Raw genomic sequence first — 20,278 nt, 5'->3', positions numbered from 1 at the left:
CGGCTCGGCCGAACGAATGTCTGAATTTCTCACATGGAGTGCGGAGCATGCCGAACGTGGTGGTCGTGGGTGCCCAATGGGGCGACGAAGGCAAGGGGCGCGTCGTGGACTGGTTGGCGGCTCTGGCCGACCTGGTCGCACGCTACAACGGCGGCCACAACGCGGGTCATACGCTGGTCGTCGGCGGCAAGACGTACAAGCTTGCGCTGCTGCCGAGCGGCATCGTGCGCGGCAAGCGCGGCGTGATCGGCAACGGCGTGGCGCTCGATCCGGAAGCGCTGCTCGCGGAGATCGCGCGGATGGCCGAGCTCGGGTTGTCGGTGACGCCGGACAACCTGTCGATCGCCGAGAACGCGACGCTGGTGCTGCCGATTCACCGCGCGATCGACCAAGCGCAGGAGCGCCTGCGCCGCGAACCGATCGGTACCACGCTGCGCGGGATCGGGCCGGCGTACGAGGACAAGGTCGGGCGCCGCGGGCTGCGCGTCGGCGATCTCGCGGAACCCGGCCGGCTTGCCGACAAGCTCGACGTGCTCGTCGACCATCACAACGCGTGGTTCCGTGGCCTGGGGCTCGACGAATGTTCGCGCGACGCGATGCTGGCGAAGCTCGTCGACCTCGCGCCGAAGATCCTGCCGTTCGTGCGTCCCGTCTGGGCCGATCTCAACGACGCGACCGATCGCGGCGAGCGCATCCTGTTCGAGGGTTCGCAGGCCGTGATGCTGGACATCGACTGGGGCACGTATCCGTTCGTGACGTCGTCGGGCACCGTCGCATCGGCGGCGGCGGCCGGCACGGGCCTCGGCGCGTCGAAGCTCGGCCACGTGCTGGGCGTGACCAAGGCGTATGCGACGCGTGTCGGCGGCGGCCCGTTCCTCACCGAGCTGACCGACGCAACCGGCGAAACGCTGCGTGCGCGCGGGCAGGAATTCGGCGTCAACACCGGCCGGCCGCGACGCTGCGGATGGCTCGATGCAGCACAGTTGCGCCAGGCGGTCAGAATCTCTGGCATCGATTCGCTGGCGCTCACCAAGCTCGACGTGCTCGACGGCTTCGAGTCGATCGAGCTGTGCGTCGGCTACGAACTCGACGGCGCGCGGGTCGACCATCTGCCCGCAAGCCTCGATGTGCAGTCGCGCGCGAAGCCGGTCTACGAACGGTTCGACGGCTGGCATGGCACCGTGAAGGGCGTACGCGAGCGTGCGGCGCTGCCGCGCGCCGCGCAGGATTTCATTGCGCGCATCGAAGCGGTCGCGGGGGCGCCGGTATCGATGATCACGACCGGTGCGGAGCGCGACGACACGATCGTGTTGCGTAATCCGTTCGATGCGGCCGCCGCCGCGTAACGTGCTGCCCACGGCGTAAATCGTGGATCGGCATCGTGGTCGCCGGGTAGTTTTTGCCGCCCCGATGCCTGTCGCGTGCCGGCCCGTTCAATCGCGTACACGCGCGGCCCGGACGCGGCGCGAAGGTCGGCTCGGCGACACGATTCGGCGTCCGGATCACGCCGCACACAGCGAACTGGACACGCCCGCAGCGCTGCTGTACTGTTCCGCACACTTCGCGCCAGACCGGCCCGCGCCGGAGCCGCCGGCATCACGGCCGCGCGGCGGTGCGCCGTGATCTCAATCCCGGGGACAGGTCGATGGACACGTTACAGATGATGCGCATTTTCGTCCGGGTCGCGGAGGAGGGCAGCTTCACGAGCGCGGCCCAACGCCTGGACATCACGACGGCGTACGCATCGCGTTCGGTCGCGCAGCTCGAAACGCATCTGCGCACGCGTTTGCTCAACCGCAGCACGCGCCGCATCGCGTTGACCGACGCCGGGCAGCGCTATCTCGATCGTTGCCAGCGCATCCTTGGTTATATCGACGAAGCGGAAGCAGAGGCGGCGGACGCACAGGCTAAGCCGTCCGGACGGCTGCACGTTCACGCAACGACGAGTTTCGGCCAGGCCTATGTGGTGCCCGCGGTCGTGCGCTACCGGCAGCGCTATCCGTCGGTAGCGGTCGAGCTGACGCTGTCGCAGCACGTGCCCGACATCATCGACGAAGGTTACGACGTGTCGCTGCAGTTGAGCACGACGGAGCTGCCCGATTCGGGGCTCGTGTCGCAGCGGCTCGGCGAGGTGCACAGCGTGTTGTGCGCGTCGCCCGCGTATCTGAACGAGCGCGGCACGCCGCGCACGGTGCGCGAACTCGAAGGGCATGCGTGCCTGCAGATCGTCACGCCGGTGTTTCCGCGCGATCGCTGGCATCTCGACGGCCCGGACGGCCACGAGACGTTCGATCTGCCGTTACCCGATTTCCAGGTGAACATCGCCGATGCGCTGGGTGCCGCACTGCGCGCCGGCCTCGGGATCGGCTCGCTGCCGATGTCGTCCGCACTGCCCGCGCTCGCGAGCGGTGCGCTGGTGCGTGTGCTGCCTGAATACCGGTTGCAGAAGCTGACGGTCTACACGCTGTACGCGTCGCGTCAGTATCTCGATGCGAAGATCCGCACGTTCATCGATTTCCTGCGCGAATGCGTGCCCGAAATGCTGTCCGCCGACGAGGCCGCGCTGAACGCGTCCTGCAAATCCTGAGTCTGCACCGCCACTGTATGTGTACGACGGTTTGCACTGGACAATAAAATAATCAGTATTACTGGCTTTATGGCAGGTGTTGACGACGTATTCGCGATCGACCCGGAAAACGACGCCCCGGCAACCGGCACGTCCTTATGAAAACGCTTGCTTTCGATATCGAACCTCGTTGATTCGATGCGCGGCGCCAACCTCCTAGCTTCGGTTCGACCCGCTTCATCGCGTTCGCGTGACGGCGCAGCCGGCCCGGTATTCGTTCAACGGCGGAACGGCAGCGCGACGTCGTCCGGAAGCGGGCACACGTACGACCGGCCACCGCGCTGCTCGACGGTACCCGGCAAACAAATACGCCACGGATGAAAGTCCGTGGCGTTTCTCTTTGCGCCGGCTTGGCGCGAGCGCGTCGATCGCGTATTACTGCGGCTTTGCCCAGAGCGTGCGGCCGAAGAACGTAAGCGTGCGATCCCATGCGATTTGCGACCACACCGGATCGAACTGTGTGCCGGAGATGCGGCCGGGTCCGACGGCCGTTTCGTTCGCGAATCCGTGATGCGCGAGATAACGATGGAATTCGACACCGACTTTCGCATCGGTCAGCTTCTTTTCCAGCGCGTCGACCTGGTCGATCGCGAAGAATGCATCCTGCGTGGCCCAGTGGCCCATCAGCGGCACCTTGAGCTTCGCCGGATCGAGGTAGTCGAGCGGGGGGAAGCCGTACCACGTGACGCCCGCGTCCGCGTCGGCGAACTGCAGCGACAGCAGCGTCAGCGCACCGCCCATGCAGAAGCCCGTCACCGCGACGCGCGGAGCCAGCGTCTTCAGGTACGTGACGGCGCCGGGAATGTCTTGCGATGCGGCATCGCCGAAATCGAGGCCGGTCATCAGGTGGTGTGCCTCTTCTTCCTCGACGGTCGACTTGCCGCGATACAGGTCGGGCACGAGCGCGAAATAGCCGCAGCGCGCGAGGCGATCCGCGACGCCGCGAATCTGGTCGTTCAGCCCCCACCATTCCTGGATGACGACGACCGCGGGCGCGCCTTCGGTCTTTTCCGGCCTGGCGAGATAGCCCTGCAGTTCCTGGCCGTCCGGGCGGCGAAACGTGATCATGGAACCGGATGCTTGTGACATGAAACCGCTCCTTTTCGAAAAATGCGATGAGTGCCGCATCGGCCGACCGGCGGGCGCGGTGACGATCGGGCATGCCGGACGTCGTGGTTCCGCTCGCGTTCGTTTCGGCCGACACCGACCACGCGGCCATTCTATGCGCAAACGCCGGCTGCCTGCGTGAACGGCACCGCGCGATGCGCGATCGGCGGCGGTGCATTGATCGACGGTTGCGATCGGGGCATGGAGCGGATCACCGAAAAGCGAACACCCCGCCCCCGATGAACGGGAGTGGGGTGTCTCGTTTGTGGCGCGCGGATCGGAATTCGCGCGTATGCGTTTGGCTTACTGGCCGAAATACACGGAGTCGCGGCCGTCCTGCTTGACCGCGATCGCGCGGCCGGCACGCACGCCGGCGGCGGATTGTGCGCCGTAGCCGGTTTCATCGGTGCTCATTACGCGGGCCTGTGCCGTCTGCAGCGCGCGCGGGTAGTACTGATCGGAGACTTCGGGCTTGTAGCCGGCCTGTTCGAGCTGGACGAGTTCCGCGCGCACCTGGGCACGCGTCAGCTGGCCCGACGGGTTTGACTGTGCGAATGCGCCGTACGAGGCGGACAGGGCGGTTGCGGCGACGACAGCGTAGATGAACGACTTCATGATGACCTCCGGTTTCGTTGATTTCGCGCTTCGCTTGTTGCGTTCAGCGGTTGATTGCATCGTAGCGATCGCGTTACCGGTCGGAAATACGCGTTCCAGTGAATCATTATTGCAACTGGGTAAACGATCCGCGTGGATCGGTGTTTTTCGTCTGATGATTGAGGGGCGCCGGACGGTCAGTCGGCTCGCGCTGCATGGAAGCGTCAGGCGCAGCCATTCGGGTCTCGATGTGGTCGATCGGCTGGTGGTCGCGCAACGACCAATTGAATCGCATTCCGAAGTATTTGAACGAGATGGCCGGCATCGATCATGCCGCATCGCGTATGGACTTCCGCATCACTCTGCCAGAACCGCCTGCCGCTTCCGGTATTCGGCCGGCGTGATCCCGACGTGCCGCGCGAACGACCGCCTGAGCGTATCGACATTCGCGAAGCCGCATTTCGCGGCGACCTGTTTCGGCGTGTCGTGACCGTTCTCGAGCAAGTGGCGGGCCGCCGAGATGCGGGTCGCTTCGACCCACGCAGCCGGCGTCATGCCGACTTCCGTGCGGAACAGCCGCGCGAAGTGGCGCGGGCTCATCCCCGCATGTTGTGCCATGTCGGCCACCGAATGCTCGAGTTCCGGATTTGCCGCGATCCAGCGCTGGACTTCCTGCAGCACCGAACGTCCGGCGGGGCGCGCCTCGCCCTTGCGGCTGAACTGGAGTTGCCCGCCCGGGCGCTTGAAGAACATGACCAGTTGCGCGGCGACGCGCCGCGCGATCTCGCGGCCGAGATCCTCCTCGACCAGCGCCAGCGCGAGATCGAGCCCGGCCGTGACGCCGGCGCCGGTGCGCAGCTTGCCGTCGCGCACGTACAGCGCGTCCGCATCGACGGCGAGCGACGGATAGGCTTCGGCGAGTGCGTCGGCGGCGGCCCAGTGCGTCGTCAGGTGACGCCCTTTCAGCAGGCCGGTGGCCGCGAGGATGAACGCACCGGTGCAGATCGAGCCGTAACGCTTGCTTTGCACGGCCGCCGATCGAAGCCACGCGAGGACGTCGGTGCGCAGCGTGATCTGGCCGGCGCTCGGCGCGCCGGCGACCAGCAGCGTGTCGATGCGCTCCGGGATGTCGGGAACGATCCAGTCGGGCAGCAACCGCGCGCCGGATGAACAGCGGATCGGACCGGACTCGCTTGCGATGATCCGCAACGTGTAGAACGGCTTCCCGTATTCGGCGTTCGCTTGCGCGAAGACGTCGAGCGGCGCGGAGACATCGAGTAGCTGAACGCCCGGTACGGCGAAAATTCCCATGACCATCGGCATGATCGGTTGCGTGTTGTGTCGAACGTGATGCGTAGCAGTATAGGGGTGCCCCTTTGGCCGCGCAGGCACCGTGTCCGTTCGTCGCGCGAAATGGCCGGATTTGACGTAGTACGTCTATTGAAGACAGCTATCGGGCCCCGGAGAATCGGGGGTGTCTTCAATGGAGGTCGATCATGACTGTGAACGTTGCCGGCATCACCCTTCCCGATAGCCAACTGGCTCGCGAGATCACCGAGCTGGTGCGCGATACCGAATCGGAGTTGCTGTTCCACCACTCCAGCCGCGTCTTCTATTTCGCGGCGCTGGCGGGCCGGCGCCGCGGGCTCGAATACGATCCCGAGCTGCTCTACTGCGGCTGCATGTTCCACGACATGGGGCTCACGCACCAGCACAGCAGCGCGTGCGAGCGCTTCGAAGTGGACGGTGCCAACGCCGCCCGCGATTTCCTGAAAAGCAAGGGCATCTCGCAGCAGGATATCGACGTCGTGTGGACCTCGATCGCGCTGCATACCACGCCGGGCATCCCGCAGCACATGCATCCGGTGATCGCGCTCGTCACCGCGGGTGTCGAGATGGACGTACTGGGCCTGACGTATCCGGAATACAGCGACGTCGATCGCGAGGCCGTCGTCCGTGCGCATCCGCGCACGCCGCATTTCAAGGAGGACATCATCCAGGCGTTCTACGACGGGATCAAGCACAAGCCGGATACCACGTTCGGCAACGTGAAGGCCGACGTAATCGCGGACAAGGACCCGCATTTCCACACGGGCAACTTCTGCAGCGTGATCCGCTCGTCCGCATGGGCCGGCTGACCGCTGTCGTTCGCCGGAGCGTTCGTCGATGCCCGTCGCCGGGCCCGGGCGACCGGCGACGCATCAGCCGATATTGATCGACTGCCCGACGTGCAGCACGTTCGGCGCCGACGCCATGCCCGGATTGAGTTGCAGGATCTCGTTCAGTGCGCGTGCATCCTGCTGGTCGCGTGTCATCGTCTTCTGATCGTCCGGCGACACATGCGCCGCGTCGAGCAGCGACTGGCGATGCGCGTCGGCGATCACCCAGAGCGAATCCCCCGCGACGACGATGTATGGTTGCGCGGCCGGCGACGGCGGCGCGGAGGGCTGCGCAGGCGCGGTGCTGCCCGTCGTGCCGGTGCCGGGCGGCTGCGTCGCAGTGGCGCCCGGCGCGAGCCCGGTCGTCGGCGTGCCGCCGGTCTGCGGCTGATGCGACGGCGACGATGGCGTCGGCTTCGGCTTGTGCGTCGACGACCCCGATCCGCTCGAAGGCGATCCGAAGAACAGGCTCTGCAACTGTGTGAAGCCCCAGATTCCGATCGGCACGAGGATCAGCGCGGTCGGGTATTTCTTGACCCAGCGCGTCGCGTTCGGGAAATGGGTGTTCACGCGCGCGCCAAGCAGGATCGCCGTCGACGTTGCGGCTGTCGCCGCGAGTCCGTAATGGCCCTTGTCGTATTGCGCGATCGTGCCGGCGATGCCGCTCGCCACGCCGACGAAATCCGACGTCGAATCGATCAGGCGCACGACGCGGCTGCGCTTGTCCGCGTTCACGCGATGCGCGCTCACTGCATAGACGAGGCCCGAATATGTCGCGGCGAGCGCCGCGCTCGCGGTCGTCAGCGCGCCCGCGACCGTCGGCGAGGTCATCAGCCCGTGCACGCCGACGGCGATCGTCCCCGAATAGCCGACGATCGCGCTGCCGCGCCCGACGAGGCCTAGCAGTCGGCGGGAATTGCCGTGGTGCAGCTGCGTGAGCGACGTGCCGCCGACCATCCCCTGCATGTTCGCCAGCAGGTCGGCCGACAGTTCCTTGATCTGCGCGGCCGCATCGTCGAAACCGATGAGCCCTTGCCGGTGCATTTCGACGAAGTGGCTCGCCTTTACGCGGGTCTCGTTCGTCAGCAGGTCGAGCTGTTCGAGCCGCGCCGGATTGTAGCCGTGCACCGATGCGCTCAGCTGCTGCGCGAGCGAACGCTGCAGGCGGTCGAGCACGTCGTGCACCGCGCGCGGATCGCCGCTCTGCAGGCTCTGCACCGCGCCCTGGTGCATCGCGCCGAACACGCGGCCGGCACGCGCGCCGACGAAGAGCGCGGTGTTCGCGTGGCTCAGCGCGTCCGAGCTCATCATGTTCATGCCGTTGAACACGTTCAGCGCAACCAGCGAGCTTGCACCGGCCACCGTGCCGCCGAAACCCAGCGACCACATCCAGTCGCGTTTGCCGAACGACGGCCGGTGGACGCGCAGCGCGTTGAGCTGCGCGAGCGCGGCTTTCTGCGGGTCGCCGCGCTGATGGCTCGGTTGCGCGGCGATGTCGCGGTTCACGATGACGGGTTTGGTGTCGTCGATGGCGAGCTTCGGGTCGGCCGCCACGGCGCGCCAGAAAGCGGTGCTCGACGCATTCGCGTGCGCGGCGATTTCGAGCTGCATGGGTTCGGTGTCCGGCTTGCCGTATTCACTCAACCAGCGGTTGCCGGCGTCGCGTGCGCGAAATTCGGCCCGGTTGGCGGCAGCGTTGGTATTCCAGTAGTTCTCCTTCGCATAGGTAATCGTCGCCTGCCGCGCGCGGTCCATGAGCGCAGTGGTATTGCCTTCGTACAGTTTGGTGCGCAGCTGCGCGAGCCGCTCGGGTGTCATCCCGTTTGCGAGGCCGACGCGTTCGACTTCGGCGAACAGCACCTGGTGCTGATTCGCGAGCGTTTGCGTGCCGACACGTTCGAACACGCGCGTGAGCGCGTCGGCGCCGTGCAGGCGAGCGAGCTTGTCGGGCGCGCGCAGTTCGTACTCGACGAGTTTGCGGGCGAGTGCGGCGGTCAGGTCCTGGTTCGCGATGAAGTCCGAGCCGTGCGTTGCATACGACAGCCCGAGGTGAACCCAGTCGAGTTCCTCGCGGTCCAGCACGGCCTCGACGAGTTTCAGATGGCCGTCGCCCGGCACCGGTTCGAGCACGGCATCCCAGCCGTGGAACGTCACCATCACGTGCGGCGCGTCCTTGCCGGTGTTCTGGCGAGCCCACGTTTCGAGCGCGTCGAACGTGCGCACGTAGTCGTGGTATGCATCGTTGGTGCCGGCGAGCGTGCGCTGGTCTTCGGCCGACACGAGCGCGCGCGACGGCGCGGTTTCGAGGCGCAGCACGAAGCCGCCATCGGATGCCGCGTCGAGCCATTTGAACAGGTGGTCGAGGTCGTCGAGTTCGAGCCGGCGCCCCGTGCCGTCGATGTCGATCCGCGCACCTGCTTCGTCGAACTGCGCGTTGTCGAGGTTGCCGAGCTCGCGCACGCGGCGGATGAACGCCGGGTCGTGCTTCTTGCCGAGCGCCGCGGCCAGCGAATGCGGATCGACCGCGACCGACACGACCGGCATCGCACCGCCGTAGCGTTTCACGAGCGCGAGCATCTCGTCGGGGTTGTCGCGCAGCGTGAAGCCGCGCGCCATCAGCGCGATGCGATCCTGGATCTCGGCCTTCGCGCGCGCATAGGCCTGCAGCGCATGCCGGTCCGCGGCGCGTGCGATCGACAGATAGGTGATCGCGCCCTTCGCATGGCGGGACAGCACGTTTGCCGCGTGATCGGGCCGCGACAGCGGGCCATGCCATGGCATGCTCGACACATCGCGCGCGAGCCGCAACGGGATGCCGAGTGCCTTCATCATCACGCTGTCGGCCATCATGACCTGCCGTTTCGTGCCGAGATCGAGCGGTTTGCCGCTCCGGCCCGCAAACGCCTTGACGCGTTCGTGCTCGGGGAACCAGCTGTCGACTTTCGCCTTGCCGAAGCGAAGGATCCATTCGGCGATCGTGGCGCTCGACAGGCCGGGCTGATAGGTCTTGATGCTGAACGGTTCGCCGGCGGGGAGTGCCGGCGAACCGGCAGGCGCCGGTGCGGCCGGCACGCTCGGGTTGCCGTTCTTGGTCTTGCTGCGCGTGCGTTTCTTCGGCTTCGCCGGCGGGCTGGCAGCGGGCGCGCCGGACGCGGGGTCGCTGGCGATTCTGGCCTGCCGGGTCGTCGCTGCCGTCAGTTCGGCCGCGATGCGCTTCTCCAGCTCGCCGAACGGCGCGGACGATTCCGCGGCGGCTTGCTGCAGTTGCTTGTCGAGTTCCGCCTGTTTCAACACATAGGCTTCGAGCTGCGTTGGTTTTGCGCGTGCGTCGAACGCGGCCGGGTCGAGCTTCGTCACCAGGAAATGCCGGTTCGCGCCATCCGGGCCGCCGCCGATCGTCGTCTTGTCGAGATCGATGCCGGGCGTGCCCGCATCGTTGAAATGCGTTGCGTCGTCGAACCATTGCAGCGTGCGGTCGCGTGTCGCGAGGATGCCGTCGGGCTTGTGCAGCGTGTCGATCAGCGCGCCTTCCGTGCCGTAGACGTAGATGAAGTACTCCGGGCCGACCTGGCCGAGATCGATCACGCGCCGCAGATGCAGCGTGTTCGCGCCGCTGAAGTCGTGCACGTCGTCGGCCGATTTCGGCAGCAGGTTCGGCGCGACCCATCGATGGGCGAGTGGCGTCGCCCCTGCAGGCGGCTTGCCCGCCGACTGAATCCTGCCGAGCCGGCGTTGCACGCGGTCGCTCAGTTTCAGCGGCGGCGGTTTCTGCTCGGCGACCGGCAATGCCCGCTCGGCAGGCTCGAAGCCGCCGTAGCGGGACACCACCGATTCCGGCAGCGAGGACGGGACGAACACGACGCCGCGCCGTCCGTCGGGCAGGCCGCGCGCGCGGCGGCGGAACGCGGTGCCGAGATCCTGCGCCCCGATCGACGCGTCGCCGACCGAGGTCTTCTCGTGATAAGTCCAGCCGCCGTCCTGTCCGGGTTCCGCGTAGCCGAGCACCTTGCCCGTCTTCTTGTCGACCGCGAAGATCGTCGCGCCGTTGGACAAGGCCTCCGCGGCCTTGGCGGCCGCTTTGGGCCGTTTGTACTGGGGCGCGCGGGCGAGGGCGTCGATCTGCTTGGCGACCTCGTCCGCGGGCATGTCGCCGGACGGCTCGGCTTCCCACACGCGCTTCGTGTCGATGGCTTCGACCTTCGCCGCGCCGCCGAATTGCCGCAATTCGTCGAGCGACACCGGCGACAGGTAGAAGTCGAAATCCGCGCGCGCCTCATGCGGCGGCTTGCTGTCGTTGCGCTTGCGCGGACGCGTGCCCGGATACACCGCGTCGCGCACTTCATGCGAGGGGGGGACGCCGGGATCGGCCGCCTCGGGCTGGCCGGGCTGGCTGTACGCGTCGGTCTTCAGGCTCGCGACGAATTCGGGTTGCGGATGCGTGCCGTCGTCCGCCGGCCGGTCGAGGTGCTTCGCGATCAGCACGTGCGCGTTGGGCCCCGCGTATTGCGCGAGGTCGCGGATGTCGGCCAACTGCGTCCCGTCGATCCGCTTCAGGTCGCGCTTGCCGTGCGCATCGAGCCAGTCGGCCGCGCGTGCCTCGGGCGTGAGCGCGGGCGCGGCCGGCATGAAGGCAGATGGATCCGGCACCGGCCCCATCATCATCGACGGCATCGTCCGCGGCGCCGCACCTGCGCGGCCGGCTTCGCCATCACGCATGGCCTGCTCGGCCTGCGCACGGTACAGCGCGCGGTAGACGGGGTTGCCGGGCAGCGACGTGGGCACATTGCCGAATGCGTCGGCGAGCCGGGCGAGGCCGGCTTCGTCGCCGGGCATCACATGGTCGGCTTCGCGCGCGATCGCGTCGGGGAGCACCGCATGCTCGGCGATGTCGATGCCGGTCGCTTCGAGGATCTGCTTGCGCACCGCGAATGCGTTGGCCTGCGCGCGGGCTTCGGCAAGCAACGTGCTTTGCACGTACGCGTCGGGGTTGCGGGTGTCGAGGCCGAGCCGGTTCGTCGCCACGTCGACCGCGTGACCGATCTCGTGCGCGAGCACGTAGACGATCGTGCCGGCATGGCGCAGGCCGCCGTCGATCACGATCCGGCGCTGGTCGGCGTCGACCTTGCTGCCGGCGCCCGCGCGGCCTTGCACGATCTCCCAGTGGCCCGGATTCAGCAGCCGCATCTGATCGGCGAGCAGGCTCGACTGACCGGCGAGCGCATAAGCGGCGTCGGGCAGCGGCGCACCGCCGAACCACATCCGGATGCGCGTGATGAGGGAAGGCTTCTGGACGAACGCGCCGTCCGGCAGCGCTTCGCTGATCGCCGGATGCGCGAGCTCGACGTGGCCGCTGGCGATGCCGCGCTTCAGCGGGTCGATGACGGCATCGATCATCCCGGGCGTCCGGTTGGCGGCCGGGTCCGGGTGCCGGATCAGGACGGAAGGATCGCTGAAATAGAAGTTGCCCTGCGCATCGAACAGGCCTTCGAAGTCGAACGACAGGCCATGACGTTCGGCCAGCGCGCGCATGGCGGCGAGCTGCCGCATCGATTCGCGCGTCACGCGTTTCGGCAGGACGCCGTTCATCACGTCGATGCTGCCGAGCTCGGCGAGCGGGCTGTACAGCACCGCGATGCGGCCGCGGTACGTGAACGGACCGTCGACCGTGACCGTGCGCATGCCGAGCGCTTTCAACTGTTCGAGCCCGCGTGTTTCATGCTCGAGCATCGTGCGTGCCTTGTCGCCGCCCGCTTCGAACAGGCCGATCGCATTGCGCTTGCCGAGTTCGAACACCGCCTTCGCGGTGCCCGCGCCGAGGAACGGGCCGAGCAGTTCGGCGGGATCCACGCGCCGCGACGGATCGCCGGCGACATGCAGGCCGTTCGCGTCGGCGGCGAGCGCGCCGGGGTCGATCCGTTCGCGCGGCGAGGGGGTGTAGCGGGTCCATGTGCCCGGGCCGCCGAACTGCATGCGGTGCGTGCGGTCGGTGTGCGACTCGCCGATCGTGCGAACCGTACCGCTGTCGGGCACGTAGATCGTGCGCTGCCAGATGTTCGCGAGCCACGCGCCATGCGCCGCGCGTGCGTCGCTGCCATCGAGCACGAGGCGGTTGCCCGATTGTGCGGGCCCGAACGCGTGGCGATGGTCGATCGAGTAGTCGATCGGCGTGGCGGGACGGCCGTGTGCGTCGAGCAGGCCGCCGCCGGCATCGGTTCGCGCGTGGACGAGCGTCAGCGGTTCGCCGCTCGCATAGGACACCGGACCGTTGCGGGAGAAGGTCAGCTTCGGCGAGCTGCCGCCGAACCAGCGCCGGGGAAACGGCGACACGCGATCCGCATGCTCGTTGCTCCACTGCACCTGTTCGTCGAGCGTGCGCGGCAGCCGCGCGCCCGTGCCGCCGGACGATTCGGTCGTATGCGGCGCGGGCATGCGCAGCGATGCGTTGCCCGACTGCTGCTGGTCCCAGGCGCGGCCGTAGAACGTGTCGTAGCGCTCGCCGTTGCGGCCCGACACCGCTGCGTTGCCGAATGCGTCGGCGAGGCGCGCGAGTCCTGCTGCGTCGCCCGGCATCACGTGGTCGGCCTCGCGTGCGATCGCGTCGGGGAGCACCGCGTGCTCGGCGATGTCGACGCCGGTCGTTTCGAGAATCTGCTTGCGCACCGCGAATGCGTTCGCCTGCGCGCGTGCTTCGGCGAGCAGCGTGCTTTGCACGTACGCTTCGGGGCTGCGGGTGTCGAGGCCGAGCCGGCCGTTCGACACGTCGGCCGCGTGGCCGGCTTCGTGCGCGAGCGTATAGACGAGCGTGCCTGCGCTGCGCAGCCCGCCGTCGATCACGATCCGGCGCTGGTCGACGTCGGTGCGGCTGCCGCGTCCTGCGCGGCCCAGCACGATCTGCCAGCCGTCCGATTTCAGCAAACGCATCTGATCGGCGAGCAGGCTCGACTGACCGGCGAGCGCATAAGCGGCGTCGGGCAGCGGCGCACCGCCGAACCACATCCGGATGCGCGTGATGAGGGAAGGCTTCTGGACGAACGCGCCGTCCGGCAGCACTTCGCGGGTCTCCGGATGGGCGAGGACGATGCTGCCTTCGGCGATGCCCCGTTTGAGCGGATCGATGACGCTGTCGATTTCCTCGAGGGTGGACGCGATATCGTCATGCTCGTCCGAGCGGAACACGGTAGACGGATCGCTGAAATAGAACTCGCCGTGCGCGTCGAACAGACCCTGGAAATCGAACACCAACCCATCGCGCTCGACGATCTCGTGCATCGCTGCGAGTTGTCGCATCGATTCGTGCGTGATGCGCTTCGGCAACGCGCCGAGCGAGACGGCCCGGCTGCTGAGTTCGGCGAGCGGGTGGTACAGGATCGCGATCCGGTTGCCGACCGAGAACGGGCCGTCGATGGTCAGCGTGCGCATGCCGTAGCGGCGCAGCATGTCGAGCCCGCTGCGTTCCGTGTTGAGCGCATCGTGATGATCGTCAATCTGGCTGTCGCGCGGCCGCAGGGGATCGATGTCGTACAGGCCGATCGCGTTGCGCTTGCCGAGCTCGAACACGGTTTTTTCGATGCCGGCCCCGAGGAACGGGCCGATCAGCGCTTGCGCGTCCAGGCGCCGCGACGGATCACCTGCCACATGGAGGCCGTTTTCGTCGACGGCGAGTTCGCCATAGTCGATCCGCTCGCGTGGTGATGGCGCATAGCGGGTCCACGTTGGCGCATGGCCGAACTGCACCTGTTCCCTCGTGCCGGCCGGATTTCCCGCAACCGCATTGAGGCTGCGGATCGTGCCGCCGTCCGGCACGTAGACCGGACGCTGCCAGGTGTTCGCGAGCCACGCGGCGCCAGCGTGCCCGTTGTCCGCGGCGAAGACCAGCGCGCGTCCGGAGCCGGCGCTGGTCGACGAGCCGGCCAGGAAGTTCGCGATCGAATAGTCGACGTGCTGCGCGGGGCGGCCGTGTGCGTCGAGCAGATGGCCTGCGGCGTCGGTTCGTCCGTGGATGACCGTCAGCGGCTCGTCGGGCCCGATCGACGTGCGTCCGTCCAGGCTCTTGAGCGTCATCTGCCGCGGCTCGTTGCGCCCGCGTTGCGCGAACGGCGAGATCTGCTCCGCATGCGCGAAGCTCCACTGCACCTGTTCCTCGAGCGTGCGCGGCAGGTGCGTGCCGCCGTCGCTGACCGATTCCGTCGTGTGCGGCGCGGGCATGCGCCGCGGGGCGCCACCGTGACGCTTCTGCTTGTCCCAGATGCCGTCGTAGAAGGCCTGGTAGGTCTCGCCGCGGCGGCCCGACACCGGCACGTCGGCGAATGCGTCGGCGAGCCGGTCGACCGTGCCCGCATAGTCGCTCGACGGCGCCCAGCGGTCGGCCTCGTGCTGGAGCGCGTCGGGCAGCGTCGTGTTCGCCGCGATGTCGCCGCCGCCGGCGAGGTCGATCTCGTAGCGCGCTTCGAACGCGTTGATCTGTGCGCGCGCTTCGGCTTCGAGCGCCTTGCGCGTGAAGCGGCTGCGGCCGCTGTAGTCGAGCGAGTCCAGCGTGCCGTCGATCGCCTCGACGGCGTGCTTCGCCTCGTGCGCGAGCGTGTACGTGATGCTGCCCGAATCGCGCAGGCCGCCGTCGATCGTCACGCGGCGCCGCTTCGGATCGATCCGGCTGCCGCCGCCGCGCTTGCCGAGACTCACGCGCCAGCCGGCGTCGCTCAGCATCCGCAACTGCTGCGTGAGCGTGTCTGATTGCTGCGCGAGCGCATGGACCGCGTCCGGCAGCGGTGCGCCGCCGAAGCGCATCTGCAGCCGCGTGAAGAGGCCCGGGCCGGCCAGCGACGGGTCCGGCGGCGCTTCGGTGATTTCCGGGTGCGCGGCGGCCGGGAGCACGTGGTCCTCGGCATGCGCGTCGCCGGTCGGGGTTGGGCGGGACGCGTCGCTCTCTTCGTTTGCCGCCTGCGAGGCAGGCCGCTCGGCCGGCTTGACGAGCACGAGGATGCGGTTCGGTGCGCTGAATGCGCCGTCCAGCGCGCGTGCCGCGCGAGCGGGCGGTTGCGGCGGCAGGGCGGCATTGTTTTCCGGGTCGGTGGCGCTGCGCTTGGTCGTCGCGAGCACGATGACGGTGTCGTCGTTCGCGGGCGTCGGCGCGGGCGTGTCGGCTTCGGCGACGCCTGCCGTCGCGTCGGCGTGCTGCGCCTGCGCGTTCGTGCCGACGACGCGGCTGCCCGTGACCGGCGCATCGGGCGCAGGCATGTAGCGAGTCAACGACGCATCCGCACGCAGCGTGCCGTCCGTGTGCAGCGCTTCCGGCGTGGCCGCGAACACCGGGCGCTGCCAGCGGTTCGCGAGTTCGGGCGCAACGTGCGCGTCCGCGGCGTCGGCGATGACGACGATCGGTTCCGCGACGTCGGCGGGCAGCGAGCCCGCCGCGCGAGGTTGCGCAGCGTCGGGCGGTGCCGCCGCGTGGTCGTCGCCGTTGCGCACGATGATGAGCGTGTGCTCGCCGTAGTCGAGCGCCTCGGCCGACGGGCCGTGCGGCACGGAGACGCCGGCCGGATCGCGCGTCGCGGGCCGGGATGCGGGTTCGGCGTCGGTCAGGTCGATCACGCGGACCGGCATGCGCGGTGCAACGCTGGCCGGTTCTTCAAGGGCGCCCGCACCGGGTGCGCCGGGCGAGCGCGCGACGGCCGGATCTTCCGCCGCGCGCAGGTTGCTGCTGCGGCGATTCTGCGCGGCGACATGCGAATCCGCCGCGCGCGTTTCCTGCTGGTTCTCGTCGCGCGTGGCCTGTGCTTCGCTCGTGTGCTGCGCACTGCGTGCGCTTGCCGCAGTGGTTGCGGTGGCTGTGTTGCTCGCTTCGGACGCGCGCGTCGCGGCTTCGTCGGCGGGGGACGCGTTCTGCGCGTGGTCGGCGGGCGGAGCGTTGTCGTTCGCCTGTTGCTGCAGGTCGTCCTGCCACTGCGTGGGTGTTTTCGCGACGAGCTTCGACGGCGCGTCGATTTCGCCGTCGCTGCCGAACGACAGCCGGTCGCCCGTCTCCGTGATCGAATCGATCTTCGTGCCTTCTGTCCAGGTCTTGCCGGTCAGCTTGACGATGCTCAGTTCGCCGTTCTCGCCGAGCATCACCGATGCACCCCGCGGCAGATTGTTCAGGTCCTTGTTGTTGAGCCCGTCGAGCACGCGTACGGGCATGTTGTCGTAGGTGAGCACCTTGTCGCCCGCCATCAACGTGCCGTCCTTCGCGACCTTGATGTCGACGCCGTCGAGCGACGCGCGCGTCGCGCCAAGCGCGAGTTGCGGCGGCTCCTTCGCGCTCAGGATTTTCTGCAGTTGCTGGCCGTCGATCGAGATCCTGTCGCCACCCGCCGAGCGGGCGATCACCGGCTTGCCGGTGACGCGCACCGCCGCATTGACCACGCGATCCCTCACGCCGCCCGCACCCATCAGCGCGACGTTCGTGAAGCCGGACTTGAGATCTTCCCAGCCCTGCTTGCTGTTCCCGTCGGCGAAAGCGAAACCGGCCTCGACGAAGCTCTCGCTCGCGGCGCCGACGCCGGTGGCGAGCGACGTGCCGCGCACGATCGCCGTGGTCACGCGCGCGGCCTTCGCCGAGCCGGTGAGTGCCGTGATCGTCTTGCCGAACACTTCCGATCCCGCGAACTTCGCGGCGCCGGCCGCGCCCATCGGCACGAGGTTGAGCCAGTCGCCTCGCGCGCCGGCGTCGGTGAACGGATTGACGCTCTGGTTGTGGTCCCATCGCGAGCCGATATCGATCGCGGATTTCGCCATGCTCGAGCCGATCGCCGTGTCCATCATGACCGCGCCCGTGAAGTTCAGCGCGGCGCCGGCAAACGCGCCCACGCCCGTTGCGTCGAGCAGCACGCCGGCGCCTTCCATCAGCAGCCCGAGACCCATCATCCCGAGGTTCACCTTGCCGCCCGTCAGCGTGTTCAGCGTGCTGTCGAACCAGTCGTCGTGATGCGCGGCCTTCTGCTGGTACTGCGCGTGACCGTTGCCGTCGTAGCCGGTCACGAGGTCGAGCGTGCCGCTCGACGCAAGCTGGTTGTTGTCGAGGTAGTCGCCGATGTTGTCGTATTTCGCCGACGTGTCGTCGACATACTGGACGTTGCCCTTGCCGTCGGTGACCTTGAAGAGCGCGCTCGTCACCATGCCGGCCGTCTTGTCCGAGTAGATCAGCGGCAGGATGTTGACCTGCGTGCTGGCGCCGCCGCCGAGCTTCAGGATTTCGCCGCGCACCTTGTTGATCGTGTCCAGCTTGTCCTTGTCGGTGTAGCGCACCGTGTCGTCGTTGACGGGCGCGGTGGGCGAGCCCGTGTCCGACGACGGCTGGACGTCCGGCGCGAGCCCGATCGCGGTGCCGATCAGGTTGCGCTGCTCGTTGTCGGTCAGCTTGCCGAAATCGATCGTCGCGGCCTTGTTCGTGCTCGCGCCCGCCTGGTCGAGCAGCGATTGAGACAGTTCGCCCTGGTGCGCGCGGAAGAAGCCGTCCAGCGCCTTCGAGTACGCGTCCTTGTCGTCCTGGCTCTGCGGGTTGCGCAGGTTCTCGGCGAGGCTCGCGTCGAACTGGTCGAGCAGCACCTGCTGATGCGACATCTCCGTCAGCAGTTGCAGCTTGTTGATGTTCGCGTCGGCCTGCTGCAGATCGCTGCGCGCCTTGTCGAGGTCGCCCTGGTACGGATTCGCGCGTAGCGGCGTCGGCATCGGGATCTCGTCGCCGTCCACCATGCGCAGCCGCACGGGCGTCGGGTTGTGCGCGTACCAGTCGTCGTAGGTTTTCTGCATGTCCGCGAGCTTGCCCTTCAGCACGCCTTCCTGCGTCTGCGCGTTCGCGAGCTGGAATTTCGCGGCTGCGTCGTTGTACGTGTTGGACAGCCGGCCGTCGGCTGCGCGCAGCGCGCCCGCGACGACGTGGAGCTTTTTCGCGTCGAGCGCGGTCTGGCCGGTCGCGGTGGTCGGCACGGACGTGTTCGAGCCGGGCGGTTGCAGCACGAACGACGGATTCGTGAACAGCGTCGTGGGAGGGAACGATGTCGACAGGCTGCCGGCCGGTGCCGACGTGCTCAATGACGACGTCGGTGTCTGCGTCGTCGACGGAGCCGGCGTACCCGATGTACTCGGCGTACCCGATGCGCTCGGCAGCGACGTGCTCAACGACGGCGACGGTCCCGGCGATGGGGCCGGTGTCGTCGTCGAGGGCGGCGGATTCGTCGACAGCGTCGGCGTCGGGTTCTGCAGCACAAACGGCACCTTCGGCTTGAGCTGCGCGTCGATCTGCGAGCCGGCGTCGTCGTACTGCTGCGCGAGCGTCTGGCCGTAGGCGACCACGAATCCGTCGTGCGCGAGGCTCGCCGTCTGTTTCGCCTGTGCCAGCGCATCGGATGCATTGCCGAGATCGACGTCGACCTTCGGGTGCGGATCCAGCGATTTCGGATTCGCGGTATGCCAGTCGTCGGACGCGCTTTTCGCCGTGTCGTATTTGGCCTGCAAGTCGTCGACCGTGAGCTGCGCGCCGAGCATCTGCATGTAGCCGCCGCTCGTGTTCGCCTGCGTGGTCGCGCGGTCGAGCGCGGCCTTGTCGTCCTTCGCTGCGCCGGGCGTCGAACCGATCAGGCAGGCGCTGTCGACGTCGTACTTCTGCTGCAGTGTCGTGACCTGCTGCGCGTCGAGCGACGCAGCATAGGCCGCGTTCGAGTAATTCGCGATCTTCGCTGCCTGCGCGACGTTCGCTTGCACGGCGTTCATGTCGACGTTGCCGTTCTGGTCGGTCGCGGGCGGGTCGGGTAGATCGACCTGCAGTTGCAGCGGCGCGAGCGCGTCATTCAGCTTGCCGACGCCGGTATCGATCGCGTCCTGGTACGCGGGGTCGCCCATGTACGACTGGAACTGCGTATAGGCGAGATTCGCGTTGCTGACGTCCGCCCAGTACTTGGCCTGGCCGACCGTCGCGCTCGACGCCGCCGACTGCCAGTCGTCGTACGCCTGGACCTGGTCGGGCGTCTTGCAGTCGCCCTGTTGCGGAACGAAGTTCGGATTCGCCTTCGTCTGGTCGGGGAACAGCTTCTGCAGCGCGGCGAGTTTCGCGTCGGCCTGCTGCTGTGCGGGGCCTGCGATGTTCTGGTTCGTCGGGTCGGAGCTGTACTGGTCGGCCTTCGCCTGTTCGCCGTACAGGATGCGGTAGCCGGCGTCGGTCGTCACGTCGAGCTCGCGTTGCGCGGTGTCGGCCGCATTGCGCGCTTTCGTGTAGTTGTCGACTGCGGCCTTGTGCTCGTCGGGCGTCGAGTCGGGATCGCGGCTCGTCATCCGCAGCACGCCTTGCGCGCCTTGCAGTGCCTGCTGCGCGTTGTCGTATTTCGTCTGCGCGTCCTGGATCACGCCCTGGACCGCACGCGTCGTGTCGTTGTCGACGGTGATCTCGGGCGGCGCCACGCGATATTGATCGGCCATGCTCTGCAGCAGCGCGGTGGCCGAGCCGATTTCGGCGTTGGTCGGTTTGGTCGGATCGGTGCCGAGGTCCGCCTGCACGGGGATCGGCGGCGCGGCGGTCGGGTTGACCGGGTTGGCGGGACCGTTGTTCGGGCCGTCGTTGGACGTGCCGCCCACATTTTGCGGCGGCTTCGGCGCGAGGTCCGGATTCAGCGTTTGCGACAGGAAACGCTGCCAGTTCAAACCCAGACCCATTCCGTCGATGGACAGCATGCAAGGCTCCCGTCAGGCGCGGCCGTACGCGGGATGTACGCCGCCTGCGCCGCATGGCGCGAGTTCGAGTGTACGGAAGCGGGTGGAGCGGGCA

Annotated in this window: 8 protein-coding genes; 3 read left to right on the top strand and 5 right to left on the bottom strand. The window is 67.8% G+C overall.

The annotated features are described in order from the left end of the window. The first annotated feature begins 47 nt into the window (after positions 1-47). Together OEJ37_RS07980 and OEJ37_RS07975 are read left to right on the top strand one after the other, a co-directional pair. A complete protein-coding gene (locus OEJ37_RS07980) occupies positions 48-1,346 on the top strand; it encodes an adenylosuccinate synthase (RefSeq protein ID WP_263343893.1) in 1,299 nt (432 codons plus the stop codon). Positions 1,347-1,645: 299 nt separating this feature from the next. Next, on the top strand, positions 1,646-2,587 hold the full coding sequence (locus OEJ37_RS07975; protein ID WP_174419493.1) for a LysR family transcriptional regulator: 942 nt from the start codon (positions 1,646-1,648) through the stop codon (positions 2,585-2,587). A 414-nt stretch (positions 2,588-3,001) separates the two neighbouring features. On the opposite strand, the gene OEJ37_RS07970 is transcribed toward OEJ37_RS07975, so the two are convergent. The 4 genes from OEJ37_RS07970 to OEJ37_RS07955 form a co-directional block, all read right to left on the bottom strand. Next, positions 3,002-3,715, bottom strand: a complete 714-nt coding sequence (locus tag OEJ37_RS07970) for a dienelactone hydrolase family protein (protein WP_152863335.1) — start codon at positions 3,713-3,715, stop codon at positions 3,002-3,004. Positions 3,716-4,036: 321 nt separating this feature from the next. Then, complete coding sequence (locus OEJ37_RS07965; RefSeq protein WP_174419491.1) at positions 4,037-4,348, bottom strand: DUF4148 domain-containing protein; 312 nt, start codon at positions 4,346-4,348, stop codon at positions 4,037-4,039. Between the two features lie 106 nt (positions 4,349-4,454). Next, complete coding sequence (locus tag OEJ37_RS07960; RefSeq protein WP_263343892.1) at positions 4,455-4,652, bottom strand: hypothetical protein; 198 nt, start codon at positions 4,650-4,652, stop codon at positions 4,455-4,457. 32 nt (positions 4,653-4,684) lie between these two features. Beyond that, entirely contained in the window at positions 4,685-5,650 is a 966-nt protein-coding gene (locus OEJ37_RS07955; protein WP_263343891.1) for a GlxA family transcriptional regulator, read from the bottom strand. A gap of 173 nt (positions 5,651-5,823) precedes the next feature. On the opposite strand from OEJ37_RS07955, the gene OEJ37_RS07950 reads away from it, so the two are divergent. Continuing rightward, positions 5,824-6,465, top strand: a complete 642-nt coding sequence (locus OEJ37_RS07950; protein WP_174419488.1) for an HD domain-containing protein — start codon at positions 5,824-5,826, stop codon at positions 6,463-6,465. 63 nt (positions 6,466-6,528) lie between these two features. Here OEJ37_RS07950 and OEJ37_RS07945 read toward each other — a convergent pair whose 3' ends face one another. Further along, complete coding sequence (locus tag OEJ37_RS07945) at positions 6,529-20,184, bottom strand: LWXIA domain-containing protein (protein WP_263343889.1); 13,656 nt, start codon at positions 20,182-20,184, stop codon at positions 6,529-6,531. Positions 20,185-20,278: the final 94 nt, after the last annotated feature.

The sequence above is a fragment of the Burkholderia sp. BKH01 genome (genome assembly GCF_025685725.1).
Lineage (GTDB): Bacteria > Pseudomonadota > Gammaproteobacteria > Burkholderiales > Burkholderiaceae > Burkholderia > Burkholderia pyrrocinia_C.
Note: the sequence above shows the minus strand (reverse complement) of the source record. Positions and strands in the feature narration are given on the sequence as shown.

Coding starts and splice junctions, on each gene's coding strand:
- OEJ37_RS07965 (WP_174419491.1), bottom strand. CDS start 4,348: ATGAAGTCGTTCATCTACGCTGTCGTCGCCGCAACCGCCCTGTCCGCC.
- OEJ37_RS07945 (WP_263343889.1), bottom strand. CDS start 20,184: ATGCTGTCCATCGACGGAATGGGTCTGGGTTTGAACTGGCAGCGTTTC.
- OEJ37_RS07975 (WP_174419493.1), top strand. CDS start 1,646: ATGGACACGTTACAGATGATGCGCATTTTCGTCCGGGTCGCGGAGGAG.
- OEJ37_RS07980 (WP_263343893.1), top strand. CDS start 48: ATGCCGAACGTGGTGGTCGTGGGTGCCCAATGGGGCGACGAAGGCAAG.
- OEJ37_RS07955 (WP_263343891.1), bottom strand. CDS start 5,650: ATGCCGATGGTCATGGGAATTTTCGCCGTACCGGGCGTTCAGCTACTC.
- OEJ37_RS07970 (WP_152863335.1), bottom strand. CDS start 3,715: ATGTCACAAGCATCCGGTTCCATGATCACGTTTCGCCGCCCGGACGGC.
- OEJ37_RS07950 (WP_174419488.1), top strand. CDS start 5,824: ATGACTGTGAACGTTGCCGGCATCACCCTTCCCGATAGCCAACTGGCT.
- OEJ37_RS07960 (WP_263343892.1), bottom strand. CDS start 4,652: ATGCCGGCCATCTCGTTCAAATACTTCGGAATGCGATTCAATTGGTCG.